This is a genomic window from Amycolatopsis sp. NPDC005003 (genome assembly GCF_053600695.1).
Map to the genome: position 1 here is coordinate 44,668 of NZ_JBSGAI010000043.1, position 25,169 is coordinate 69,836.

Annotated in this window: 22 protein-coding genes; 14 read left to right on the top strand and 8 right to left on the bottom strand. The window is 72.7% G+C overall.

The genetic code is table 11. From position 1 onward, the window contains the following. Positions 1 to 41: 41 nt before the first annotated feature. Positions 42 to 374, bottom strand: coding sequence for a hypothetical protein (locus ACWED2_RS37525; protein WP_449695268.1), 333 nt, complete (start codon positions 372 to 374; stop codon positions 42 to 44). Continuing rightward, positions 364 to 2,271: a hypothetical protein gene (locus tag ACWED2_RS37530; protein ID WP_449695269.1), complete on the bottom strand. Its 1,908-nt coding sequence runs from the start codon at positions 2,269 to 2,271 to the stop codon at positions 364 to 366. Before ACWED2_RS37530 ends, ACWED2_RS37525 begins: the two co-directional genes overlap by 11 nt. A 945-nt stretch (positions 2,272 to 3,216) precedes the next feature. Between ACWED2_RS37530 and ACWED2_RS37535 the strand changes: the two genes are divergently transcribed. Continuing rightward, a complete protein-coding gene (locus ACWED2_RS37535) occupies positions 3,217 to 3,897 on the top strand; it encodes a M23 family metallopeptidase (RefSeq protein ID WP_449695270.1) in 681 nt (226 codons plus the stop codon). Between the two features lie 948 nt (positions 3,898 to 4,845). Here the strand turns inward: ACWED2_RS37535 and pcrA are convergent. Then, positions 4,846 to 7,260: a DNA helicase PcrA gene (gene pcrA, locus ACWED2_RS37540; protein ID WP_449695271.1), complete on the bottom strand. Its 2,415-nt coding sequence runs from the start codon at positions 7,258 to 7,260 to the stop codon at positions 4,846 to 4,848. A 277-nt stretch (positions 7,261 to 7,537) separates the two neighbouring features. Here pcrA and ACWED2_RS37545 point away from each other — a divergent pair, with 277 nt between their 5' ends. The 7 genes from ACWED2_RS37545 to ACWED2_RS37575 all read left to right on the top strand — a co-directional run bounded on the left by ACWED2_RS37545 (position 7,538) and on the right by ACWED2_RS37575 (position 14,959). Continuing rightward, positions 7,538 to 7,963 (top strand): DUF1707 SHOCT-like domain-containing protein, encoded by a 426-nt coding sequence (locus tag ACWED2_RS37545; protein ID WP_449695272.1) that lies wholly within the window; start codon positions 7,538 to 7,540, stop codon positions 7,961 to 7,963. Between the two features lie 161 nt (positions 7,964 to 8,124). Continuing rightward, positions 8,125 to 8,421: a chorismate mutase gene (locus ACWED2_RS37550; RefSeq protein ID WP_354825454.1), complete on the top strand. Its 297-nt coding sequence runs from the start codon at positions 8,125 to 8,127 to the stop codon at positions 8,419 to 8,421. Between the two features lie 65 nt (positions 8,422 to 8,486). Then, positions 8,487 to 8,801 carry a hypothetical protein gene (locus ACWED2_RS37555; protein ID WP_086844131.1) on the top strand — a complete coding sequence of 105 codons (315 nt, stop codon included), beginning with the start codon at positions 8,487 to 8,489 and terminating at the stop codon, positions 8,799 to 8,801. Positions 8,802 to 9,135: 334 nt separating this feature from the next. Then, positions 9,136 to 10,851 carry a hypothetical protein gene (locus tag ACWED2_RS37560; protein WP_449695273.1) on the top strand — a complete coding sequence of 572 codons (1,716 nt, stop codon included), beginning with the start codon at positions 9,136 to 9,138 and terminating at the stop codon, positions 10,849 to 10,851. A gap of 272 nt (positions 10,852 to 11,123) precedes the next feature. Further along, positions 11,124 to 11,984 (top strand): hypothetical protein, encoded by an 861-nt coding sequence (locus ACWED2_RS37565; protein WP_449695274.1) that lies wholly within the window; start codon positions 11,124 to 11,126, stop codon positions 11,982 to 11,984. Positions 11,985 to 12,198: 214 nt separating this feature from the next. Then, positions 12,199 to 13,827 carry a serine/threonine-protein kinase gene (locus ACWED2_RS37570; protein WP_449695275.1) on the top strand — a complete coding sequence of 543 codons (1,629 nt, stop codon included), beginning with the start codon at positions 12,199 to 12,201 and terminating at the stop codon, positions 13,825 to 13,827. Positions 13,828 to 13,843: 16 nt separating this feature from the next. Further along, positions 13,844 to 14,959 carry a serine/threonine-protein kinase gene (locus tag ACWED2_RS37575; RefSeq protein WP_449695276.1) on the top strand — a complete coding sequence of 372 codons (1,116 nt, stop codon included), beginning with the start codon at positions 13,844 to 13,846 and terminating at the stop codon, positions 14,957 to 14,959. Here the strand turns inward: ACWED2_RS37575 and ACWED2_RS37580 are convergent. Next, positions 14,956 to 15,864: a LysR family transcriptional regulator gene (locus tag ACWED2_RS37580; RefSeq protein WP_449695277.1), complete on the bottom strand. Its 909-nt coding sequence runs from the start codon at positions 15,862 to 15,864 to the stop codon at positions 14,956 to 14,958. The genes ACWED2_RS37575 and ACWED2_RS37580 overlap by 4 nt on opposite strands. A 104-nt stretch (positions 15,865 to 15,968) precedes the next feature. Between ACWED2_RS37580 and ACWED2_RS37585 the strand changes: the two genes are divergently transcribed. After that, a complete protein-coding gene (locus ACWED2_RS37585) occupies positions 15,969 to 16,937 on the top strand; it encodes a DMT family transporter (protein ID WP_449695278.1) in 969 nt (322 codons plus the stop codon). 4 nt (positions 16,938 to 16,941) lie between these two features. Here ACWED2_RS37585 and ACWED2_RS37590 read toward each other — a convergent pair whose 3' ends face one another. Beyond that, a complete protein-coding gene (locus tag ACWED2_RS37590) occupies positions 16,942 to 17,622 on the bottom strand; it encodes a response regulator (RefSeq protein WP_155548943.1) in 681 nt (226 codons plus the stop codon). A gap of 7 nt (positions 17,623 to 17,629) precedes the next feature. Next, complete coding sequence (locus tag ACWED2_RS37595; RefSeq protein ID WP_449695304.1) at positions 17,630 to 18,937, bottom strand: ATP-binding protein; 1,308 nt, start codon at positions 18,935 to 18,937, stop codon at positions 17,630 to 17,632. Positions 18,938 to 19,047: 110 nt separating this feature from the next. Here ACWED2_RS37595 and ACWED2_RS37600 point away from each other — a divergent pair, with 110 nt between their 5' ends. Then, positions 19,048 to 20,328, top strand: a complete 1,281-nt coding sequence (locus ACWED2_RS37600) for a PspC domain-containing protein (protein WP_449695279.1) — start codon at positions 19,048 to 19,050, stop codon at positions 20,326 to 20,328. Next, positions 20,321 to 20,563: a hypothetical protein gene (locus tag ACWED2_RS37605; protein ID WP_449695280.1), complete on the top strand. Its 243-nt coding sequence runs from the start codon at positions 20,321 to 20,323 to the stop codon at positions 20,561 to 20,563. Before ACWED2_RS37600 ends, ACWED2_RS37605 begins: the two co-directional genes overlap by 8 nt. Before the next feature lie 67 nt (positions 20,564 to 20,630). Here the strand turns inward: ACWED2_RS37605 and guaA are convergent, their stop codons facing one another. Further along, a complete protein-coding gene (guaA, locus tag ACWED2_RS37610; protein ID WP_449695281.1) occupies positions 20,631 to 22,187 on the bottom strand; it encodes a glutamine-hydrolyzing GMP synthase in 1,557 nt (518 codons plus the stop codon). Positions 22,188 to 22,295: 108 nt separating this feature from the next. Here guaA and ACWED2_RS37615 point away from each other — a divergent pair, with 108 nt between their 5' ends. Beyond that, a complete protein-coding gene (locus ACWED2_RS37615; RefSeq protein ID WP_449695282.1) occupies positions 22,296 to 22,841 on the top strand; it encodes a DinB family protein in 546 nt (181 codons plus the stop codon). Positions 22,842 to 22,941: 100 nt separating this feature from the next. After that, positions 22,942 to 23,382, top strand: a complete 441-nt coding sequence (locus tag ACWED2_RS37620; protein WP_449695283.1) for a hypothetical protein — start codon at positions 22,942 to 22,944, stop codon at positions 23,380 to 23,382. Here the strand turns inward: ACWED2_RS37620 and ACWED2_RS37625 are convergent. Then, a complete protein-coding gene (locus ACWED2_RS37625; protein ID WP_449695284.1) occupies positions 23,370 to 23,972 on the bottom strand; it encodes a rhomboid family intramembrane serine protease in 603 nt (200 codons plus the stop codon). The two genes, ACWED2_RS37620 and ACWED2_RS37625, sit on opposite strands and share 13 nt — an antisense overlap. Positions 23,973 to 24,092: 120 nt before the next feature. On the opposite strand from ACWED2_RS37625, the gene ACWED2_RS37630 reads away from it, so the two are divergent. Further along, the gene (locus ACWED2_RS37630) at positions 24,093 to 25,127 is read left to right on the top strand and encodes a zinc-dependent alcohol dehydrogenase family protein (RefSeq protein ID WP_449695285.1); all 1,035 of its coding nucleotides are present in this window, start codon (positions 24,093 to 24,095) and stop codon (positions 25,125 to 25,127) included. The last annotated feature ends 42 nt before the right edge of the window (positions 25,128 to 25,169 follow it).

A 25,169-nucleotide genomic window follows, 5' to 3' on the forward strand; every position in this document is an offset into this window, starting at 1 on the left:
ACCTGCGCAGACGCAGGGGACTCCGCACCTGGTGAAGTCGGTCACCGTGCGCGGTCAGACGGTGCGTCCGCGGTGTGAGACCGCCCACCGCGCAACCGTTCCACGGCTTTTCCGGGGTCCGCGAGGTCGCCGCCGGCGAAGACGCGAACGCCGTTCAACGCTTCGGCGAGCCCGGGCGGCGGTCCCTCGCCGAGCACGCCGACGGCGTCCGGGTCCTCTTGTTCGGCAATGCCGCGGAGCTGCTCGAGGGTGTCCAGCGGGCCGGCGTGGACGACTTCCATGCCTTCGTCACGCAGCACGCGGGCCAGCGCGACGGCGGCCGGATCGGGCCTGGCGAACTCCACGAGCAGCACCCGGAGGCGCTCACGACCCACGGCGTCCCCCGAGACCGGCGGCCATGCCGGCGGCGAGCAGCAGCGCGGCCGTGGCGGCGAGCGCGACCCAGAACCCGGCGGCCGGGCCGGCGTCGCCCAGCGAGCCGCCGACGAGCGGGAGCTCGGCCGCGTGCAGCGCGGTGAGCAGGGCGGCGCCGGTGAGCAGAGCGGCGGCGGGTTTCGGCCGGGACCGCGTCGCGAGCGCGGCGGCGCCGACGACGACCACAGCGGCGGTCAGCAGCCCCCACGACGGGGTGTCCAGGTGGGACCAGAGGCCGGCGGCGACGTAGCCGGGGACGGCGAAGACGGGCAGCCCGAACGCGGCGACGGCCAGGATCGCCCCGGCCGCGACGGGAGTGAGCACGGTGCTTCGGGCCGCGCCTTCGCCGGCGTCTTCACGTTCGACGACGCCGGTGCCGGCGGCGGCGAGCGCGGCCAGCGCGGCGAGCACGAGCGCGGCGAACGTCCAGGCGGCGCCGGCACCGAGGTCGTAGGTGAAGACGGGGGCGGCCGTGCCCCCGAAGCCGGCGAGGTTGCCGGCCTGGGTGGCGGTGAGAGCGGTGTTGAGGACGGCCGTGCCGGCCAGGACGATCCCGGCCCAGGCCACCCCGAGCACCGGCCGCGCGACGGCGGCGGTCTTCGGGACGAGCACGAGCGCGGCGGGAACGGCGAGCACGACCGCGGCGACGAGCAGGAACCAGCGGGCGGGGCTGTCGGCGGCGACGCTGACGGGCGCGGCGGCGCCCGGGTTCAGCGCGGTGACGGCGACCTGCGGGGCGAAGGCGCCGATGAGCGCGGCGAGCGCGGTGGCGAGGCCGAGCAGGCCGGTGGTGAGCCGCCACCAGAAGAGGCCGGGAAGCTCGGCGTTGCCGGTTTCGGCCTTTTTGGCGCTTTCGGTGAGCCGCGTCCCCGCCAGCCCGGCGATGATCGCCGTCGCGACGATAGCGAGCGAGGGGCCCCAGGTGACGTGCAGATCGTCCCGGAAGAGCCCGGCGAGAACGGGCGGCGCGGCGACGGCGAAGGCGGCGGCCGCCAGCCCGGCGAGAGCACCCCGGGCGACGTGCTCGGCCGGAGCGGCGAGCGCGAGCGCGGCGGCGAGCGGCAGGGCGGCGGCGAGGAGGAGGTACCCGCCGAGGGCGGGCCAGGGACCTTCGAAGGCGGCCCGGGCGAGCAGGAAGCCGTTGTCGGAGTGGACGGGAGCGGTGAGCAGCCCGGCCCCGGCGACGACGGCGAGCAGCGGGACGAGCAGCCGCCAGCGTCGCCGTTCGGGTTCGTCGTGGCTCCGGAGGGCCCGCCAGGCGACCACGCCGGCGGCCCCGGTGAGGAGGTGCCCGGCGACGAGCAGCCAGAACCCGCCGCCGACGGCGGAGCTGTCGAGGAACCGGTCGGCGAGGTAGAGCTCGGGGCGGATGGCGAGCGGGCCGTCGACGGCGAACTGCAGGTCGAGGACCAGCCGCCCGGGAGCGAGCGCGGCCAGGCCGAGCACGAGACCACCGCCGAGGCCGGGCTTTCCGGTGGTGGCGAGCCACCAGGCCGCGGCGACGGGCCCGAGGGCGAGGAGAACGAGCCACGGCCAGCCGGCGAACCCGGGCCCGGCGGCGGGCGAGACGGGGACAAAGGCGGCCACGGCAAGGGCAACGGCACCGAGGGCGGCCAGGGTGAGGGCGGCTTTCAGGGCGCTGGAGGGGTGGGTGTCGTCGGCCCAGGGTTCGGCCGGGTCGCCGCCGGGTGCGGTTCGGGGGGTGGGGGTGGAGGGCGTGGAGGTGCGCCGGGTGGCGGTGGGCGGCTGGGCGGGGCTGCCGGCTCGACGGGAGGTGGCAGAGGCCGGTTTGGTGGAACTGCGCGGGGAGTTTTCGGGGTTTTCGGGCACGCCGGGTACACGTCCCGAGGCGGGCACGGGGCTCGTCGGCGCGTCGGATCCGGCGGATTTTTCGGGCGCCGCCTCGGGCCCCGAGGACGCAGAGCCGGTGGAACTTCCGGACACCGCCGCCGCACCCTCGGCGGTCGGGCCGGGCCGCGAAGGACCGCCCGACCCGCCCTTGCCCGCGGCGCTACCCGCGGAGCCGGCGGAGCTTTCGGATGCCGCCGCCGGGGCATTGGCGGCCGGCACCGGCCGGGTTGGTGCGTCTGGAGCCGGATCGCTTCGGCCTGGGCCTTCGGGGGCCGGCTCGGGCTTGGCCGGGTTGGCCGTCGACGGGCCCTGGGCCGCTCTGTCCGGACCTCGGGCCTCGGGTTCTCGGCGGGGGCCTGGGTTGCTTCCGGTGGGGGGCTCTGCGCGTGGGGGCATCTTGCCCGCGACGCTAGCAAGCTCGATACGCCCTGGAGTGTCGGCAGGGCGCGAGTCGTCGGATGCGCTTAAACCCTCCTCCGCAATTCGTTATTCCGGGCTTCGGGCGCCTCAGGTGCCCCGTTGGGCCCTTCGGGGGACGTTCACCATCCGTTCAGCCTGTAAGGGAAGTCACACCGAACGCCGTAAACCCCCTCTAACTTTGGGTGATTTCCACAGGTGAGCGCCGTGCCGGTTCCACCCGAACGGCCGACTGCGGGGGCACGTCTTGCCGACAGCGGTACCCCTTCGTTACTGTCCCGGGGTCCCCATTACAGTCAGGTCACGAAGTAGGACGCCGAGCAAACCACCCCCGAGGTTGGCTCACCGGGTTCCCCCGCCCGCAGTCCTCGACCCGGCTCCCCGACGATGGAAGGCCCTGTCTTGGCTTCACACCGCTCCCCCGGCGGCCAAGCTCCTTCCCCGGCACTGAAGGACGCGCTCGAAGGCGCGGTCGTCCGTGTCCGGGGCGCGCACCGCATCGCCCCGCCCTCTTCGGCCCTTCGCGGCCGTGTCGTGGTTGCCGCTGTTGCGGCTGGTGCGTTCGCCGCCGCTGCTGCGGGATCGACCCTCAAGACGGTCACCGACTCGAACACCGCCGTCACGCCGCTGGCCAACAGCCAGGACGCCAGCGCTTCGCTGACCGCGGGAGGTGCGGGCTCCGGGGGTGCCCCCGAACTCCTGCCGACCGGCCACACCGTCGACGCCTCCGCCGAGGCCGCCAAGCTCGCCGACAGCGCCTCCATCACGCAGGCCCGCGAGCAGCGTGAAGCCGACGCCGCCAAGAAGGCCGCCGAAGAAGCCAACCGCCCCAAGACCTGCCTGCCCGCGCACGGCACCTTCACCTCGGGCTTCGGTGCCCGGTGGGGCACGAGCCACCTCGGCATCGACATCGCCAACTCCATCGGCACGCCGATCTACGCGGCCTCCGACGGCACCGTGATCGAGGCCGGCCCCGCCAGCGGTTTCGGCCTCTGGGTGCGGATCCAGCTCGACGACGGCACGATCCAGGTCTACGGCCACATGAACAGCTTCTCCGTCAAGGAGGGCCAGAAGGTCAAGTGCGGCCAGCAGATCGCCGAGATCGGCAACCGCGGCCAGAGCACCGGCCCGCACCTGCACTTCGAGGTGTGGCAGAACGGCACCAAGAAGATCGACCCCCGGCCCTGGCTGGCCCAGCGCGGCATCGTTCTCTGATCCTCCCCCCGGAGCAGCTCGCACCACCAACGGAAACCCGGCCACCGGGCGACCACCTGCCTTGGCCGGGACACCGCAGGCAGCCACCGAAGGCGCAGGGCGCTGACAACCCGCGCTCCGCCGAGGCGGCACTCGTGCGCTGAAACCGGTCACAAGATCAAGGTTGGCCATTGGCGGCCAAACACAAACACCCGGATCGGGTACGCCTCGGCGCTCCGGCAGAGGCGACCGGACGACATCGGGCGACCGGACGGCATCGAGCGGATCCGGCACAGCCACTTCTCGGCGTGCGCCGACCGTGCGGAAGATCTCCGGCCAGATCGCACCCACCACCGGAAGCGCCCCGAGCCACGCGGGAAACCACCGGACGGCCGAAACCACTCCCGAGCCGGGAAGAACCGCCCACAGGCGCTTCAGCGCCCGCAACCGCCTATCGCTGCCCACCCGGCAACCGCCGGATGAAGTAGGCCACGGCGACCTGCCACACCGTGCACAGCTCCGCCGGCCGCCGGACCGGCAGCCAGCCCCAGGGCACCGCTCCCCCGGCGCCCCCCGCGGAGCGGACACGCGCGGCACTCCGGGCCCTCGTCGTCCAGCGGCGTCCCCGGCCGCAGGTGACACAGCGCCCGTCCGCGCCGAGCTCGTGCTGCCTGAGCAGCGCTCGCCAAGCGGCGGCCAGCCGGCACGCCTCCGCTCCCGCACGCGAAGGATCTCCTGAAGCCCCCGCAGGTTCCCGACCCCGATCCGGAACCGTCGACCCCAGGACTCCTCGCAGGTATTTCTGTACCCCTTCGGCCAACAGCCCAAACAGCACCGCGTCCACACCACACTACCCCCTCCGTCGAACCTGTGTTCGATCACGGGGTCAGTTGTACCGGGTGGGTACGACGATTCCGGCGGCGATCGGGGAGATCGCCGCCGGATTCACTCGGACGGGTTGCGCGGGAGCTAGAGCTTCACCATCGGGACGCTGCCGATGAGCATCAGCCGGACCTTGCCGGCCTGGCCGAAGTCGATCGTGGCCGTCGCGCGCGGACCGACGCCGTCGCAGGAGATCACCGTGCCGAGGCCGTACTTGTCGTGGCTGACGCGGTCGCCGACGTCGAGCTTCAGCGCCACCGTGTCCTTCCAGCCCTTGCCGAACGACGGCGTGCCCGACGAAGACGGCGAAGAAGACCGGCGGCCGCCCCAGGTGGTCGCCGCCCGCGGGGTGCCGCGCGAACCGGAACCGAACGAGCCGAAGCCACTGCTGGACGGCTCCAGCCGCCGCCAGTCGACCAGGTCCGGCGGCAGCTCGTCGAGGAACCGCGAAGCCGGGTTCATCGACGGCTGACCCCACGCCGACCGCGTGATCGCGCGCGAGACGTACAGCCGCTTCCTGGCTCGGGTGATGGCGACGTACGCGAGCCGCCGCTCCTCGGCCAGCTCGGTCGGGTCGCCCAGCGCCCGCATGTGCGGGAAGACGCCGTCCTCCCAACCGGTGCAGAACACCACCGGGTACTCCAGGCCCTTCGCGGTGTGCACGGTCATCAGCGTGACCACGCCCGCGCCGCCGTCACCTTCCTCGCCGCCGTCGGGCGACGGCACCGAGTCGGCGTCCGCGACCAGTGAAACGCGCTCGAGGAAGGCCGGCAGCGAGCCCGGCGCCGGGACGCCTTCTTCGACCACCAGCTCGGCGTTCTCGTCCGCGACGACCTCGGCGGTGATCTCGGTGAACTCACGGGCCACGGTGACGAGCTCGTCCAGGTTCTCCACGCGCGTGTGGTCCTGCGGGTCCTCCGACTCCTCGAGCTCGACGCGGTAGCCGGTCTTGTCCAGCACGGCTTCCAGGACGTCGTGCACCTCGGCGCCGTCGGAAACCAGCGTCCCCAGCTCGTCGAGCATCGCCACGAACCCGCCGATCGCCTTGACCGAGCGCGGGTTCAGCAGCGGCACCTTGCCCTCGACGGCGTCGCGCAGCGCCTGCGCGAACGAGATCCGCTCGCGCTCGGCGTGCGTCGCCACCACCGCCTCCGCGCGATCGCCGATGCCGCGCTTGGGCACGTTCAGCACGCGCCGCAGGCTGACGGTGTCTTCGGGGTTCGCCAGCACCCGCAGGTACGCGATCATGTCGCGGACCTCGCGGCGCTCGTAGAACCGCACGCCGCCGACGACCTTGTACGGCAGGCCGAGCCGGATGAAGATCTCTTCGAAGACCCGGGACTGGTTGTTGGTGCGGTAGAAGACGGCGACGTCGGAGTAGTCGGCTTCGCCCTTCTCGGCCAGCGCGTCGATCTCGCCCGCGACGAACGCGGCCTCGTCGTGGTCGTTGTCCGCGACGTAACCGACGATCTTCTCGCCGTCGCCCGAATCCGTCCACAGCCGCTTGGCCCGGCGATTCGGGTTGCGCTCGATGACGGCGTTGGCCGCGTTCAGGATCGTCTGCGTGGAGCGGTAGTTCTGCTCCAGCAGGATGGTGTGCGCGTTCGGGAAGTCCCGCTCGAACTCCTCGATGTTGCGGATCGTCGCGCCGCGGAAGGCGTAGATCGACTGGTCCGCGTCACCGACGACGACCAGCTCGGCCGGCTCGACGCCCGCTTCGTTCGGCGCTGTCCCGGCCAGCTCGCGGACCAGCGTGTACTGCGCGTGGTTCGTGTCCTGGTACTCGTCGACCAGCACGTGCCGGAAGCGCCGCCGGTAGTACTCGGCGACGTCCGGGAACGTCTGCAGCAGCGAGACCGTGCGCATGATGAGGTCGTCGAAGTCGAAGGCGTTGGCCTGGTTGAGCCGCCGCTGGTATTCGACGTAGACCTCGGCGACGCGGCGCTCGAGGTCGTTGGCCGCGTTCGCCGCCGCGGTCTCCGGGTCGGTGAGCTCGTTCTTCAGGTTCGAGATGTGCACGGCGAGCGTGCGGGCGGCGTAGCGCTTCGGGTCGATGTCGAGATCCCGTGCCACCAACGTGATCAGCCGCTTGGTGTCGTCGGAGTCGTAGATGGAGAAGCTCGACGACATGTCGAGCGTTTTGGCTTCGCGGCGCAGGATCCGCACGCACATCGAGTGGAACGTCGAGACCCACATGGCGTTCGCGCGGCGCCCGACGAGCGCGGCGACGCGCTCGCGCATTTCGGCGGCGGCCTTGTTGGTGAACGTGATCGCCATGATTTCGCCGGGGTGCACCCGGCGCTGGCCGAGCAGGTAAGCGATCCGGCGGGTCAGCACCCGGGTCTTGCCCGATCCCGCGCCCGCCACCACCAGCAGCGGGCCACCGGCGTGGGTGACGGCTTCGCGCTGGGCGGGGTTGAGGTCGTCGAGCAGCTCGGCCTGCCCGCCGGCGGCGGGCTTGCGCACAGGGGTCGCGGCGGGGAGATCGAAGAGGGTGTCCATCGTGGGTCCACGCTACCCCGGGTGGGCAGGAGTGCGGCACAGCGTGCCGACGCGAGCCGGGCACGGCCTCGCGCGCCAGCGGGCGTGCGGGCGTGCGGGCGAGCGGGCGAGCGGGCGAGCGGGCGAGCGGGCGAGCGGGCGAGCGGGCGGGCATGCCCGCTAGCGGGCGTGCGCGCGAGGACTCACCTCGCGGCACACGGCTACGGCACCGGGCGTACCGCGAGGTGTCGCCTGCCGTCCGACGCGCCGGCGGCCCCCCGCGCGGAGCATCGGCGACATGGAAGACACCCGCCCCGCCCGCATCCGGGCCGCCGACGCCGATCGGGAACGCGTCGCCACGGCCGTCCAGCACGCCGGTTCCGAAGGCCGGCTCACCCTCGAAGAGGTCGAAGAGCGCCTCACCCACGTCTACGCCGCCCGGTTCACCGACGAACTCACCGCGCTCACCCACGACCTGCCGCGGCCGGCGCCGCCACGGCCCGGCTTCCCGCTCACCCGGGACGCCTTGCGGCGGCATCCCGCGCTGCGGCTCCACCTCGCCGTCGTGGTGGCGATCTCGGTGGTCGTGCTCGTCCGGTGGGTCGTGCTGGGCGCCGGCTTCTTCTGGCCGGCCTTCCCGCTGTTCTGGCTCGCGGTGAGCCTCCTGGTCCATGCCCGGGTGCGCGCGTTCCGGGAGCGGCCCGGTGCCGCTGTGCCATACTGACCGTGTGCGGCACCACGCAGAGCGATTTTTTTACGGGATCCGGACTCCGGCTCCCGTGATCGCGTAGTGCCCGAACCGCCATCACGCCAGCCCCGGAGTCCACGGACCCGGGGCTGTCGCCGTCCCTGGGGCCGGGTCCGGGCTTCGAGAAAGAGGTCCCGATGAACGCACACGCGACGAACGCCGACGGCCAGCCCGCCGAGCACACCCCCGCGGGCGACGACATCGCGTCGCTCCGGGAGGAGATCGACTGGCTGGACAAGGAGATCCTGCGGCTGGTCAAACGCCGGGTCGAGGTGTCCAAGACGATCGGGGCCGCGCGGATGGCCGCCGGCGGCACGCGCATCGTCTACAACCGCGAGATGGACGTGCTCGCGCGCTACCGCGAGCTCGGCCCGGAAGGCCGTCAGCTCGCCATGGCGCTGCTGAACCTGGGCCGCGGGCGGCTCGGCCGGTAACGGTTGCGGCGAATTCGGGGACTTCCCCGAGGCACCGGCGGCCCCGCGGCAGGCAGACTGGGGTCATGGACTGGCTCGTGAACCTCATCGCCGTCATCGTCGCGCTCGCGAGCGTGCTGGCCGCGCTGGGCCATGTGGGGTATCTGGCGCTGCTGAACAACGCAGCGGGTAAGCGGGCGGGGGGTGCTCCGGTCGCGCAGTACGTGAAGAGCAGGTGGGCCGTTGCCGGCGGTACCACCGCCGCTTCGCTGTTCGCCTGGTTGCTCACGGCCGGGGGACCGACGCTGGACGTCTTCGCGATCATCGTCGCCGCGGGTAGCGGTGTGGTGGCGACGAAGGCGCTGCAATCCACCCGGGACCGTTACCGCACGGGAGGCTGAAACTCCTGATCAGGGCCGATGGCGCTGCGTGAAACTTCGCAGCGTCACCATCGCCCGTTCGGTCGCGCCCGACCGAGTGAAACCTCTGCAACTTGCAGGTTTGGGGGCGACTTTCTCCGCCGGATGCTCCTAGGGTTTACGGCGTGAGGACCCTTGCGTCTGGGTCGGGCGATGCCCGGGGGACGCGCGGGGGCATCGGCCCCGCGCGCCCACAGTCGCGTGCGCGTGCATTTGCGCAGGATTACGAACGAGATTCCGCGCGTGAGGATGCTCCGATCGGTTGGTCGTGCCGCCGGACGGCGTCAGGACCGCACCGCCGGGTGGTCGAGCCCACATGAGCCAAGGCACGGAGTTCCACGGACGCGCCGCGGCGTCCGCGCATCCCGGGCGGCACCGGCGCGGCGGCGCGGAGAGCTGGACGCCACCACTGCCGCAGCACCGCCCGGTGCGGCACCACGCGGCCGGGGCCGCGCCGGAGCCCGGCTCGCCGCCGCTGCGGCAGCACGCGCCAGCCGAGCCACCGGAGGGCGGGGCTTATTCCTTGGGAAACCGCGGGACGGCCGAGCCACCGGCGGACGGCTTCTACCCCCTGCGGCACCGCGGGTCGGTCGAGCCCGCCGGGTCGAGCTTCCGTCATTGGCCGAACCGCGAGACGGCCGAGCCACCGGCGGACGAGCCGACCGGGTCCGGCTTCTGTCACTGGCCGAACCGCGAAACGGCCGAGCCACCGGCGGACGGCTTCTACCCCCTGCGGCACCGCGGGTCGGTCGAGCCGGCCGGGTCCGGCTTCCGCCACTGGCCGAACCGCGAGACGACCGAGCCACCGGAGGGCGGCGGCCACCCTTTCCGGCCCCACCCCGCCGGCCCCGCGGCCGCCGGGCCGCCGATGGCCGGTTCCGCTCCCTGGCCGCAGCGCGCGCCGGCCGAGCCCTCAGAAGGCGGCAGCCGCCTTTCCCGGCCCCACGCCGGCGATTCCGCGCCCGCCGATCCGCCGGTGTGCGGGTCGCTTCCGCTTCCTCAGCCGTCGCTGCCGCAGCCGCGTGATCCACGGCCCGCCGCGGGGCTTTTCCCGGCGTCGCACGGCAGTCTTCCGCTCGACGCCTGCGAAACCGCCGAAGCCGACGACCTCGAGCCCGGCCGGGACGAGCCGCCGGTCGTCGAAAGCCATGCCGAGCAGGTCGCCCGGCGCACCCGCGTCTCGCTGGCCACCCCCGCGCCGCGGTGTGTGGACTTCGACGAGGACGACGTCCGCATCTACTCCGCGCCGCCCATCGACGGCCTCGGCGGCTTCACGATCGGGTCCGTGCCCGCGTCGGTGACGCCGCCGAAGACGTGGCGGAAGGCTGCCTGGTTCGCCACCGGCGCGTCCGGTGCCGTGGTCGTCGGGCTCCTGTGCGCCGGCTCCTTCCTCGTCGGGAAGCCGCCGATGGACCAGGCCGTGCAGGGCGCCTGGCCCGGCTACCAGGGCGTGCCGACCGTCGGCGACCCGACCGGTGCGCACCGGCCGCCCACGCAGGGCGGTTCCGCGCTCGGCCCGGAGACCCCGTCCCGGCCGGAGCACGCCGCCGGGAAGACCCAGGGCGGCGGTGGCGCCGGGCCGGTCGACGACGCCGCTCCCCCGCCCACCGCCGACACCGGCGCACCCGCCCCGGCGACGACCGGCCCCGCCGCGCCGAGCGCGACGCCGCGGAAGCCGCCGGTCACGCCCGCCCAGCGCGAGACCCCCGTCAAACCGCCGTGGTGGTACTCCTTCCCGCCGGACGCCCAGACCATGGGGGACAACACGGAGAAGTTCTTCAACACCGTCACCACCGACCCGTCCGCGGCGTCGTCGGTGACCACCGGCCACCTGCACGACCAGGGGCCGGAGGCGCTCGCCGACCGGTACGCCGGCATCGCCTACTTCGAGGTCAAGAAGGTCAGCATCGACCAGCAGCGCGGCGTCACGGTCAACACCGTCGAAGTCACCCACACCGACGGGACCAAGACGCTCGAGCAGCGCACGCTGACCTTCGGCGACGGCGACAAGATCACCGCTGACGGTCAGTAGCCAGTCCTGCACGTGCGGTTCGCCCGTTCTGATGCACGTGCGGTGCGCCGAGCGGTTATGCCTGGTCCGGGTGGGTGACATAAGCTGCCGCTCGTCGTACTGCGACGGCATTCCGGCGACAGAGCCTGGTGGTCGCCGTCCGCACAGGGTTACCTGACGACAGCGAATCCGACAGTGAATCCGAAGACCGGCCACGAGTCGGCCGACCGGACCAACGGGAACCCGGCCGAACGGCCGAGTGCCCGTCCCCGGAACCCAGAGCGAGGACTTTCGTGCTTGATCGGCAGCGCACACGGCGTGAGTCACCCCACGCCGTCCGCGTCGAGGACGTCATCCCGGCCGAGATCCTGGACGGTGTCGCCGACGCCGACCGCGACCATCTCGAGCAGGTCTTCCGCGACCCGCAACGGTTCCTGCCGTCGCGGACCGAGCCGGCCCGCGAGCCGGAGCAGGCGGAAGAAGCCGGCGAGCCGGAAAGCCGGTTCGCGCGCCGCGCGAAGCTGACCGGGCTCGTCGCCGCGGGCGCCCTCGTCGCCGGCGCGGTGGTCGCCGCGCCGATGCTGACCAGTTCGCACCGCGCCGCCTCGCCCTCCGGCGGCCAGTCCACGCCCGCCGGGTTCACCGGCGCGGCGGAGCTCGGCGGCCTCGCCGTCCCGCAGCACCAGGCCGGTGGCAGCGCACCCGAGCGGCACAGCCCGGCGACGCCGGACACGCCCGCCGACGACACCCGGGCCACCCAGCCGTCGAACGGCACCCCGCGGACCCAGCCGACGCAGGCGGCGGCCGCCCCGGTCCCGGACAAGGCCGCCGACGCGCGCAGCGCGAGCCGCAAGATCCAGGCCGTCAAGGACTTCTACACCAAGATCGCCCGCGACTCGGCGGGCGCGCTGGCGCTGCTGAGCCCGGCGCTGGTCGACGGCACGGCCGGCGAGCTGGTCCGCACCTGGAGCGCGATGGACGCCATCGACGTCCAGGAGTCCGACACGCAGATCAAGCCGGACGGCTCGATCCTCGCGGTCGCGACGATGCGCCGGCCGGACGGCGCGCTGCTGCGCGTCACCCAGCTGTTCCGGGTGGCCGACACCGGCGGGTTGATCACCGAAGCCGAGCTCGTCTCGGCCCAGTACATGTAGCCCACCGCGATCACCCCTTCACCCCTGGTCAAGTGCCCGTGCCGGATTCGTGTGCGCAGAGTGAGCGCCTAGCCTTGTCACGGGCCGGTCTCGGAAAAACCGGCTCAGAGCCCACGACATGTGCATACGCTCCAGCGAAGCGGCGTGATCGTGGCCGCGTCACCAGGCAACGATCCTCATGCCCTGGTGAAGCCGGAGCCCAAAGGGAGGTCGCGTGAGCGACGAGGGTCGTCTGGTCGCCGATCGGTACCGCATCGTCGGCCGGATCGGCACGGGCGCGATGGGGGCCGTCTGGCAGGCGCACGACGAGGTCCTGGGCCGCACCGTGGCCATCAAGCAGCTCCTCCTCCAGCCGCACCTGGACCAGCACGACGCCGAGGACGCCCGCCAGCGGACGATGCGGGAGGGCCGGATCGCGGCCCGGCTGCACCACCCCAACGCGATCTCCGTCTTCGACGTCGTCACCGACGACAACGGCCAGCCGTGCCTGATCATGGAGTACCTCAACTCCACCAGCCTGGCCGCCGTGCTGCAGGAGCGCCGCACGCTGCCGCCGACCGAGGTGGCGCGCATCGGCGCCCAGGTCGCCGCGGCGCTGCGCGAGGCGCACGCGGTCGGGATCGTGCACCGCGACATCAAGCCCGGCAACATCCTGCTCGGCGGCAACGGCGTCGTGAAGATCACCGACTTCGGCATCTCCCGCGCCAAGGACGACGTCACGGTCACGAAGACCGGGATGATCGCCGGCACCCCCGCCTACCTGGCCCCCGAGGTCGCGATCGGCGGCGAGCCCGGGCCGGAGTCCGACGTCTTCTCCCTCGGCTCCACGCTCTACGCGGCGTGCGAGGGCCAGCCGCCGTTCGGGCTGTCCGAGAACACGCTGAGCCTGCTGCACGCGGTCGCGGCCGGGCAGATCAACCCGCCGCGCCAGTCCGGGCCGCTGGCCAGCGTGCTGGCCGTACTGCTGCACCCGGACGTCGAGCACCGGCCGACCGCCGAGGAGTGCGAGGAGCTGCTCGCGGCCGTCGCCCGCGGCGAGACCCCGCTCGGCGGCCCGGCGGACGAGACCATGATGGCGCCCTCCGCCGGCGTCCTCGGCGCGGCCGCCGTCGCCGACCCGAACGCGACGCAGATGTTCGACGAGATCCCCGCGGGTCACTCGGGCACGCTGCTCAGCGGCGGCGGTGCCCCGACGCAGGCCGTGCCGTTCTACGACGAAGACGACTACCCGGAGGCCACCGGCTACCCGGAGGACGACTACGACGGGTACGACCACTACCGCGAGGACGACCACCACGCGGCCGGCGGCGTGCCGCCCGGGCTGGCCGCGACCCGCGCCGTGCCGGTGCCGCCGCACGAGCACGGGTACGAGGACGACTACGACGATTACGACGACGATCCGGAGCCGCCCCCGGCCCGGTCGCGTCCGCAGCTGAGCCCGGTCGACGACGAAGACGACAAGCCCGGCGCGTGGAAGCGCCCGGCGATCATCGGCGGCATCGTGGTCGTGGGCCTGGTCGCGCTCGTCGTCTGGCTGCTGAGCCCGAACAACCCGGAAGCACCGGCCGCGCCGATCTCCAGCACCAAGTCGTCGCCCACCACGACCTCGGAGTCGGCGCCGTCCACGACGGATTCGCCGTTCAGCACGGCGGAGGTGCCGCCTCCGGTGACCGAGTCGACGTCGTCCTCGAAGCGGGCGACGACCTCGCGGGCCAGCGAAACGCCGACGACCACACCGTCGAAGACTTCAACGACGCCGAAGCCTCCGGAGTCGACAACGCCGACGTCTCAGTCGTCGCCGACGTCTCCGCCGGAATCGCCAACGGCGACCGGTAACAACTGATAGCCCGAGGTATGTATTGAGTTCCGAAGGCACCATCGTCGGCGGCCGGTTCCGGCTGGACCAGCCGATCGGCCGCGGCCGCGCGGGCATCGTGTGGCTGGCGTTCGACACGCGGCTGTTCCGCACCGTCGCGATGAAGCGGATGTACCTGCCGGTCGGCGCGGGCGAGCGCGCCGAGCAAGCGCGCGCCGCCGCCATGCAGGAGGGCAAGGACGCCGCCCGGATCGAGCACCCGTGCGCGATCAAGGTGTTCGACGTGCTGCCGGACGGCCAGGACGTCTGGCTGGTGATGGAGTACATCCCGTCGCGCAGCATGGCGACCTTCCTCGCCGAGCACGGCAGGCTCACCCCGGACCAGGCGGCGCAGCTGGGCATCCAGCTCGGGAACGCGCTGACCGCCATCCACGCGGCCGGGTTCGTGCACCGCACCCTCGAGCCGGGCACCGTGCTCCTGGCCGACGACGGCGGCGTCAAGCTCACCGACATCGGCATCAGCGGCGGCGGCCCGAACCCGGCGTACGTGGCGCCCGAGGTGTCGCGCGGACTGCCGGGCACGCCGGCGGCGGACGTCTTCTCCCTCGGCGCGACGCTCTACACGTCCGTGGAGGGCGTGCCGCCGTTCGGGGACGACGGCCAGTCGTCCGAACGCCCGCCGCAGAACTCCGGCGTCCTCACCGAGGCGCTGCGCAAGATGCTGCGCCCGGACCCGAACACCCGGCCGACGATGGCGGACACCGTCCATGCGCTGAAGGCGATCACCGAAGGCCGCGAGACGGCGTTCATCCCGCCGACCGCACCGGCGATGCCGACCATGCCGGTCGGCTGGCCGGCGGGCCCCCCGATGCCGCCCTCGGGCCCGCACCCGGCCGGGCCGATCCCGCCGTCGGGCCCGCAGTTCCAGCAGCAGATCCCGCTGACGCCGCCACCCGGCTACCCGCAGGGGGCGACCCAGCAGATCTCGCCGGTCCAGTACGGTCCTCAGGCGACGCAGTACGCGCCGCCGCCCGCCGCCGCGCCGCGGCCGGCCGAGCAGTGGAACCTGCCGGTGTCGAAGAAGACGCTGGTCACCGTGGCCGCGATCCTCGCCGCGGTGCTGGTCGGCATCCTCGTCACCGAGCTGTTCTTCGTCTAGGCCACCTTGGCGGTCGCCGCGCGCATGGCTTCCAGCAGCGTGCGGACGGCCGGCTGGCCCCAGGCCCGCGAGGCGACCGCGGCGTGGATCGCGCGGACCGGCTCGGGGTGGCGGATCCGCCGGACGACCACGCCGGGGTGCTGCGCGCCGAGCCCCAGCCCGAGCTCCGGGATCAGCCCGACGCCGATGCCGGCGGCGATGAACCCCAGCGCCGTCTGGTAGTCCTCGGACTCGACGACGACGTTGGGCGCGAACCCGGCCGACGCGCAGGCGCTGTCCAGGATGTCGCGGCAGACGCCGGGCAGGCCGTCGACGCCGACCCACGGCTCCTCGGCGAACTCCGTCAGGTCCAGCACGCGCTTGCGCGCCAGCGGGTGGGTCTTCGGCAGCACGGCGCGGTACGGGTCGTCCAGCAGGTGCACCAGCTCGACGCCCTTGCCAGGCGGGGTCTTGCGGGGGAAGACGGTGATCGCGACGTCGGCATTGCCCGCTTCGACGTCCGTCATCGGGTCGTGGGGTTCCACGAGCTTGAGATCGAGGCGCACGCCGGGGTGCTCGCGGCGGACCGCGGCGATCGCGGGCGGGACCAGCGACGCGCCCGCGGTGGCGAAGTAGCGGATCGAGACGCGGCCGATGCGGCCCTCCTTGAGCTCGGTCAGCGCGGCTTCGGCCCTGGCGAGCTCGGCGCTGAGCGTCTCGGCGTGCTCGGACAGCAGCGCACCCGCGGGCGTCGGCCGGACGCCCCGCCCGACGCGTTCGAGCAGTTCGGTGCCGGCCTCGCGCTCCAGCGCGGACAACTGCTGGCTGATCGCGGACGGCGTGTAGCCGAGGTTGCGGGCCGCCGCGGTGATCGACCCGCTGGTGATGACGGCACGGAGGACCTGCATGCGGCGGACGTCCAGCATGCCGTTGATCGTACAGCTGAGCTTAAGTGTTCATACAGTTATTTTCGCTTGTCCTTACTTCTGGTCCGCGTTTAGCTGACGTCGGCTGTCGAAGGAGGACTGGGGTGGGCGAGACGAAGACCCTGCTCAGGATCGGTGCGCTGGCGCTGATGTGGGGCTCGAGCTTCTTCTGGATCAAGCTGGGACTGGGGATGTTTTCGCCGGTGCAGCTGGTGCTGGCGCGGCTGGTGCTCGGCGCGGTCATGCTGCTGGTGCTGTGCCGCCTGCAGCGCGCCCGGCTCCCGCGCGACCGCCGGCTGTGGGGACACCTGGCGGTCGCGGCGTTCTTCCACAACGCGCTGCCGTTCCTGCTGTTCGCGATCGGCGAGACGACGGTCGATTCGGGCATCACCGGGGTGCTGAACTCGACGACGCCGCTGTGGGTCCTGCTCGCCGCGCCGCTGATGGGGACGTCTTCGCGGATGACCGGCACCCGGCTGGCGGGGCTCGTGGTGGGTCTCGGCGGGATCCTGCTGATCTTCGCGCCGTGGCAGGCGTCGGGGCTGTTGAGCTGGGGCGCCCTGGCCTGCCTCGCGGCGGCGGCGAGCTACGGCTTCGCGTTCGTCTACGAGGGCAAGTACCTGTCTTCGTCGACGTCTTCGCCGTACGCGATCTCGGCCGGGCAGATGATCCTGGCCAGCGGGATGCTGCTGCTGGCCCTGCCGGCGGGTGGCTTCACGCCGGTGCACGTGTCGACCGGGCCGTTGCTGGCGGTGCTGGTGCTGGGCATCGGGTCGACGGGCATCGCGTTCGCGCTGAACTACCAGCTGCTGGCGAGCGAAGGCGCGGTCGCGGCTTCGGTGGTCGGGTACCTGCTGCCGGTGGTGTCGGTGCTGCTGGGCGCGGTGTTCCTGGGTGAGGAGCTGCACCTGCGGGTGATCGCGGGGATGGTGGTCGTGCTCGGTGGCGTGGCGCTGACACGGCTTCAGAAGCCGGAGCGGGGGGCCGTGGCCGTGCCCGGTGACCAGGCGGATGGGCTTGGTGACGACACCGCCGGGCGCGCGCCGCGGCCGCTCGCTCCCCTGGCGGACTGAAGGTTCAGACGAGACGGCGGTCGGAGGCCCAGCGCGAAAGCTCGTAGCGGTTCGAGAGCTGGGTCTTCCGCAGCACGCTCGAAACGTGCGTCTCCACCGTCTTCACCGAGATGAACAGCTCCGACGCGATCTCCTTGTACGCGTACCCGCGCGCCAGCAGGCGCAGGACGTCGCGCTCGCGGGGCGTCAGCAGGTCCAGCTCCGGGTCGTTGATCGGGGCCGAGCCCGGGCGGTCGGCGAACGCGTCCAGCACGAACCCCGCCAGGCGTGGCGAGAACACCGCGTCGCCGTCCGATACGCGGACCACCGCGCGGACCAGCTCCTTCGACGAGATCGTCTTCGTCACGTAGCCGCGGGCGCCCGCGCGGATGACCGCGATGACGTCCTCCGCCGCGTCCGAGACCGACAGGGCCAGGAACACCACGTCCGGCAGCTCCGGGCGGACCCGGCGCAGCACCTCGGCGCCGCCGCCGTCGGGCATGTGCACGTCGAGGAGCACGACCTGCGGCTTCGTGCGGGCGATGCCGGCCACCGCCTCGGCCACCGAACCGGCCTCGCCGACCACGCGGACCTCGTCGGTGATCGAGTCGAGTTCGGTGCGCACCCCGGCGCGGAACAGCGCGTGGTCGTCGACGAGGAACACCTTCACCGGTTCGCGCTGGGTGTCAGTCACGAGTTCGAGCATAGCCGCCTCACGCCGCTCCCTTGCCCGCTTTCACCGGCATGGCGAGCTGCACTTCGGTGCCCTCGCCCGGCGCCGTCCGGATCTTGCAGGTGCCGCCGTGGCGGGTCATCCGGCCGCGGATCGAGTCGGCGAGGCCGTGGCGGTCGTCCGGGACGAGGCCGGGGTCGAATCCCTTGCCGCGGTCGCGGACGAACACCGTCACCGACGTCGGCTCGACCTCGGCGAAGACGCTGACCTCCTCGACCCCGGCGTGCTTCGCGGCGTTGACGATGGCCTCGCGGGCGGCCTGGACGAGCGCGACCAGCGATTCGTCGAGCTCCGCGTCGCCGACGACGACCTGGCCGACCGAGATCGCGAAGGTGTCCTCGACCTCGCCGCACGCCGTCGCGAGCGCTTCGGACAGCTGGCCGGTCGCTTCCTCGACGTTCTCGGCGGGCTTGCCGTAGCCGTTCGGGCCGTAGAGCCAGCCGCGCAGCTCGCGCTCCTGGCTGCGGGCCAGCCGCGCGACCTCGCGCGGCGACTCGCTCTGCTTCTGGATCAGCGCGAGGGTCTGCAGCACGGAGTCGTGCAGGTGGGCGGCGATCTCGGCGCGTTCGTCGGTGCGGATGCGGGCCTTGCGCTCGTCGGAGAGGTCCCGGACCAGCCGCAGCCAGAACGGCACGGTCAGCACGGCCACCCCGATCAGGGTGGCGATGACGGCGATGAGCGCGAACTGGACCTGGTCGAGGGTGCCGCTGCGCAGCACGACGACGGTGATGCCGGTGATCACCAGCGCGACGCCGGCGACGATCCGGATGGCGGCCGACCAGCCGCCCCCGCCGAGGAACGCGCCCGCGAAGCCGTCCTTGGCACCGACCCGCCAGCGTCGGCGCTGCGACTCGTCGGCCTCCCGCCAGACGACCGCGAGACCGATCATGGCGACGGCGAGCGGCACGGCGACCCAGCCGCTGATGAACCCGGTGAGCGTCCCGCTGCCGACGGCGAGGCCGACGCCCAGCGCGATCAGGCCGAACGCCTGCTGGCGTTCCTTCGGCTTCGGCGCCTCCGCGGCTTCTTCGGACTGCTGCTGGACGAACACCCAGAGGAGGCCGTAGGCGAGCAGCCCGGCGCCGTTGAGCGCGGCCAGCAACGCGAACGCCGTCCGCACCCAGAGGACCGGCACGCCGAGGTGATCGGCGAGCCCCCCGGCGACCCCGGCGATGGCCCGCCCGGACCGGCGCCGGAACATCTTGGGCACGGCCGGATCCGTGGTGGCCGGAACGGCCGCTTCGGCGGTGACGTGGTCGAGGGACTCCTGCACGCCGTCCATGGTCACACGCACGGGATTGCGGTTCCATCCGGGAAACCCCTGATCCGGCGAGCCAGGGGAAACCTCAGGGACCATCCCGGATGTCCCGCCGTCGCGGGTGCCGCATGCTTCTCGGTATGAGTGGTGCGAGCACGAAGCCGGGGGTCCTGGACGGCTTCGAGGAAACCGTGAAGGACTTCTGGGCCAGCCGGCCGCGGCGGCCGCACGCCGGGCGGAAGCTCGCCGGCGTGGCCGCCGCCATCGGGTACCGGTACGGCGTCGATCCCGTCGTCGTGCGGATCGCGCTGGTGGTCACGACGATCTTCGGCGGCTTCGGCGTTCCCTTCTACTTGCTGGGGTGGCTGTTCCTGCCCGGCGAGAGCGACGAGGTCTCCGGCTTCGAAAGCCTTATCGGGCGCGGCCGGTCGTCGGTGTCGCCCGCGTTCGCCGTCGTGCTCATGGTCCTCACCGTCGTCAGCGCCGGTGGCTCGATCACCGGGTCGTGGTTCGACGGCGGCGGGCTGATCAGCTGCGCCCTCATCGCCGCCGCGCTCTACCTGCTGCACCGCAGCCGCGGTCACCTGAACCGGCCCGCGCCCGTTGCCGCGCGGGCTGCCACCCCGGCCTTCACCGGAAACGGAGCCTTCACCATGACCGACACCGCCGAGGCGCCGTCGCCGGCCCGGGGCTGGGATCCCCTCGCCGCCGACCCGGCCGGCTGGGACCTGCCCGACGCGCCGCCCCCGCCGGAGCCGCGGCCCACGCCGCCTCCACGGCCGTCACACCACCACGGGGTGCAGCGGGGCCCGCGGTCGAAGGTCGGCTCGGCCACGTTCGCGCTCGCCGTGGTGACCGCCGGGGCCGGCGTGCTGGCCGGCCTCAACGGCGCCACCTGGTTCGACGCGCAGCACATCGTCGGCCTGGTGCTCGGCGTGGTCGGCATCGGCCTGGTCGCCGGCGCGTTCGCCCGCGGCGGACGCGGCCTGATCGGGCTCGCGATCCCCCTTGCCATCGCCGGGCTGGTCCTGACGACGGCGCCGTTCAAGAACTTCGACGTCCGCGGCGGTCTCGGCGACATCGACGAAACCCCGGCCGCGGTGACCGACGTCAAGCCGCTGTACCAGCACGCGGCGGGCGACATCGACCTCGACCTGCGCAAGCTGCCCGCCGGGGCGCCGTACTCGACGGCCGTGTCCAACGGCGCGGGCGACACCAAGGTCATCGTGCCGGAGAACGCGGACGTCACCTACGACTGCCACACCGGGGCGGGCGAGACGTCGTGCTTCGGCCACGAAACGAACGGCGTCAGCCAGGACGCGTTGACCGGGATCGACTACGGCCCCGACGGCCCTGGCGGCCAGCAGATCACCCTGAAGGTTTCGAACAGCGTGGGCAACGTGGAGGTGCGGCGTGGCTGACCAGAACCCCTACGCCTACGACGAACCGGCCGACACCCAGCCCGCCAAGCGCGGTGGCGTGGACGTCTTCACCCTGATCTTCGGCATCGCGACGCTGCTGGTGTCGGCGTACGTCCTCTCGGACGGCGCGAGCTGGCTGCCCTCGTTCGACTTCCGCTGGGTGATCGCCGGCGGTGCGGTGTTCGTCGGGCTCATGCTCCTCGGCGCGTCGTTCGGTAGCAAACGACGGCGCTGACCCCACCCGAAATCCCTCGAGGCCCCGGATCCCACGCCGGGGCCTCGAGCCTTGTCCAGGTGCGGGCTCACTCCCACTCGATGGTGCCCGGCGGCTTGGACGTCACGTCCAGCACCACCCGGTTGACCTCCGCGACCTCGTTGGTGATGCGCGTGGAGATCCGCTCCAGGACGTCGTACGGCAGGCGTGTCCAGTCCGCGGTCATCGCGTCCTCCGACGACACCGGCCGCAGCACCACCGGGTGCCCGTAGGTCCGGCCGTCGCCCTGGACGCCGACGCTGCGGACGTCGGCCAGCAGCACCACCGGGCACTGCCAGATGCTGCGGTCCAGCCCGGCCGCGGTCAGCTCCTCGCGGGCGATCTGGTCGGCCGCGCGGAGGGTGTCGAGACGCTCCTGGTCGACCGCGCCGATGATCCGGATGCCCAGGCCGGGGCCGGGGAACGGCTGGCGCTGCACGATCGTCTCGGGCAGGCCCAGCTCCAGGCCGACGCGGCGGACCTCGTCCTTGAACAGCAGCCGCAGCGGCTCGACCAGCTCGAACTCGAGGTCGTCCGGCAGGCCGCCGACGTTGTGGTGGCTCTTGATGTTGGCCGTGCCCTCGCCGCCGCCGGACTCGACGACGTCCGGGTACAACGTGCCCTGGACCAGGAACTTGTAGTCGCCCTGCGCCTTGAGGTCGCGTTCGGCCTGCTCGAAGACGCGGATGAACTCGCGGCCGATGATCTTGCGCTTCTGCTCCGGGTCGGTGACGCCGGCGAGCGCGTCCAGGAACCGCTCGCGCGCGTCGACGGTCACCAGGTTGACCCCGGTGGCGGCGACGAAGTCGCGCTCGACCTGGGTGCGCTCCCCCGCGCGCAGCAGGCCGTGGTCGACGAACACGCAGGTCAGCCTGTCCCCGATGGCCCGCTGGACCAAAGCCGCGGCCACCGCGGAGTCGACGCCGCCCGACAGGCCGCAGATCGCCCGGCCGTCGCCGATCTGGTCGCTGATCCGCCGGACCTGCTCCTCGACGATCGACGACGTCGTCCACTGCGGCTTGATGCCGGCGATGTCGTGCAGGAACCGGCGGAGCACCTCCTGGCCGTGCGGCGAGTGCGCGACCTCCGGGTGGTACTGGACGCCGGCGAAGCGGCGCTCGACGTCTTCGAAGCCGGCGACCGCGGCGCCGTCCGAAGACGCGGTGACGACCGCGCCGTCGGGGGCCTTGGTGACGCTGTCGTTGTGGCTCATCCAGGCGGGCTGGTGCGCGGGCAGGCCGGCGTGCAGGACGCCGCCGTCACCGGTGACGCGGACCTCGGTGCGGCCGAACTCGCGGACCCCGGTCGGCTCGACGACCCCGCCGAGCGCGCTGGCCAGCAGCTGGTGGCCGTAGCAGATGCCGAACATCGGCACGCCCGCTTCGGTGAGCTTCGGGTCCATGCCCGGCGCACCTTCGGCGTACACGCTCGAAGGACCACCGGACAGGATGATGGCCGCGGGTTTCTTCGCGAGGATCTCTTCGGTGGACGCGCTGTGCGGGACGACCTCCGAGTAGATCTGTGCCTCGCGGACGCGCCGGGCGATCAGCTGCGCGTACTGCGCCCCGAAGTCCACGACGAGAACCGGACCGGTGGGGTTGGGCACCTGGCGCCTCCAGACGAGAAGTGGGTTCGGCCTCCATCGTCCCAGGTGGGCCCGGTCACCCGGGATTCAGGGCGGGCGCTGTCCGCGATCGGGCCTACGGTGCCCGGTATGGCTGTGAACTGGACGAAGGAACTGGCCGACCAGCTCGACTTCCACTGGAAGGTGCACACGCGCCCGAAGCTCGAGGGGCTCACCGACGAGGAGTACTTCCGGGAGCCGGTCCCGGGCTGCTGGACCGTGCGGCCGCGGAAGTCGGACGACGAACCCGGCACCGGTCCGTTCACCATCGACTGGGCCTATCCCGAGCCGGTGCCCCCGCCGGTCACGACGATCGCCTGGCGGCTCGGCCACCTCCTGGTCGGCGTGCTGGGCGCGCGGATCGGGGCGCACTTCGGCGGGGCGCCGATCGGCTACGACAGCTACCCGTACCCGGGAACGGCCGCCGAGGCGCTGTCGGAGCTCGACGCGCTCCAACAGCAGTGGATCGCCGGGGTGCGGTCCCTCGACGAGGAGGCGCTGGCGCGGCCGTGCGGCCCGGCGGAAGGGCCGTACGCGAAGTACCCGATGGCGACGCTGGTGCTGCACATCAACCGCGAGGTGATCCACCACTGCGCCGAGGTGCTCCTGCTGCGCGACCTGTACCGGAGCCGGTGACCGGCGGCGTCGGTGTAACACCGAGTCACCACCGGCCCGATTCACCGGGTATCGAGGGCGGTTCCGGCCGGGGCCCGCCACCGCCGAGGGGGACCCGCGCATGCTCTACCGACTCCGCCCGCAAGGCGCCCTGACCTGGTGCGACGTGCCCGGGTACGTGGTCTGCCGCGCCGACGACGAGCCACCGCCGGACTGGGAGCGGCTGTCCTGGGTGCCCGCCGAAGCACGCGCGTTCAGCAACGATCTCCTGCGGATCGCCGTCCGCTACGGCGCGCAGTCGGGCAGCGGGATCATCCTCGACGCCCGGCACACCGAGGACCTCGGCCGGGCCGACGAGCTGCGGTGCGAGCGGATCGCCGCCGCACAGGCCCGGGCCGACCTGCCCGGCGCGGGCGAGCCGCCGGACGAAGACCGGGAGTGGCAGCGCACCGAGGAAGCGGCCCGCCGGGCCGAAGCGGACCTCGCCGAGCTCCTCGCGGTGCCGCCGCAGCCGCACCTGGTCGCGCACTGGTGCCGGCTCGGCGGCCACTACCCGGATTGAGCGACCGGGCGCGGCAGGAGCAGGAATCCCAGCGCCAAGCCGAGCAGGCACGGGAGACCGTGGTTGTCGTGCGCCACCGTGTCCACGACGGCCAGCACCGGCAGGGCGAACGCCAGCACGCGGAACTGGACCGGCAGGACCACGCCGTAGCGGCGCGAAGCCACCATGACCACGGCCGCGAGGCCGCCGATCAGGCCTGCCACGCACATCGAGTTGCCGGCGCCGACCGGGTTGAGCCAGACGTAGCTGACGAACTGCCCGAACAGGCCGCAGCCGAAGTACAGGACGAGCCAGCGCACGCGGCCGAACACGCGCTCGGCGAGCGTGCCGAACACCGCCAGCCAGACCAGGTTCGACGTCAGGCCGAACGCCCACGCGTCCTGGAAGAACATGCCGGTGACCAGGCGGTACCACTCACCGGCGTCGATGCGGGCCGCGTCGCGGTGCATCGCGTCGTACCACGGCGGGTGCACCAGCTGGGCGATCCCGCAGGCCAGCGTCACCGCGAAGACCACGGCGGTCAGGTACGGGCGGCGGGCCACCGGGGCGAGGGCCGCGAACGGGTTGCGGGATGCGGTGCGGGCGGGCATGGCCGAAAATCTAGGGGCGCCGAGACCGCCGCACCCCCGCCGTTTGTCACGAAAACCACATGCCGGAATGCCGTCTCCTCGCCGCCGGTCTTACTTAGGGAAGCTAACGAAAGGACTTGCATGCGAGCGACAGTCATCTACGGCGCCGGCGACGTGCGGGTGGAGACCGTCCCCGACCCGAAGCTGGTGGCGCCGACCGACGTCGTCCTGCGGGTCGTCCGGTCCTGCATCTGCGGCAGTGACCTCTGGCCGTACGCCGACATGGCACCGAGCGAGCACGGCCGCCGGATCGGGCACGAGTTCCTCGGGATCGTCGAGGAGACCGGCGCGGACGTCACCACCGTCACCAAGGGCGACCTCGTCATCGCGCCCTTCGTCTACTCGGACAACACCTGCCAGTTCTGCCGCGAAGGCCTGCAGACGTCCTGCGTGCACGGCGGGTTCTGGGGCGCGAAGGGCGTCGACGGCGGGCAGGGCGAGGCCGTGCGCGTGCCGCAGGCCGACGGCACCCTCGTGAAGGTGCCGCACACCGAGGACGACGGGCTGCTGGCGTCGCTGCTCACGCTGTCGGACGTCTTCCCGACCGGCCACCACGCCGCGACGAAGGCGCGGGTCGCGAAGGGCCAGAACGTCACCGTGATCGGCGACGGCGCGGTCGGCCTGTCCGCCGTCCTCGCCGCGAAGCGCCTCGGCGCCGAGCGGATCGTCCTGATGGGACGTCACCAGGCACGGACGGACCTCGGCCGCGAGTTCGGCGCGACCGACGTCGTCGCCGAGCGCGGCGAGGAAGGCATCGCGAAGGTCCGCGAGCTGACCGGCGGCGAGGGCACGCACGCCGTCCTCGAATGCGTCGGCACCAAGCCCGCCTTCGAGATGGCCGTCGGGGTCGTGCGCGCGGGCGGCGCGGTCAGCCGCGTCGGCGTCCCGCAGTACGAAGAGGGCCCGATCGGCCCGGCGCTGTTCCGGCGGAACGTCACCGTCACCGGCGGGGTCGCCCCGGCCCGGCACTACATCCCCGAGCTGCTGCCGGACGTCCTCGACGGCAGGTACCAGCCCGGCAAGGTCTTCGACCGCACCATCGGCGTCGAGGAGATCCCCGGTGGCTACCGCGCGATGGCGGACCGCGAAGCGCTCAAGGTGCTCATCGAGCCGTGACCCGTCCGGGTGGGGGTCACCCGATCGCGCCCCCACCCGCAT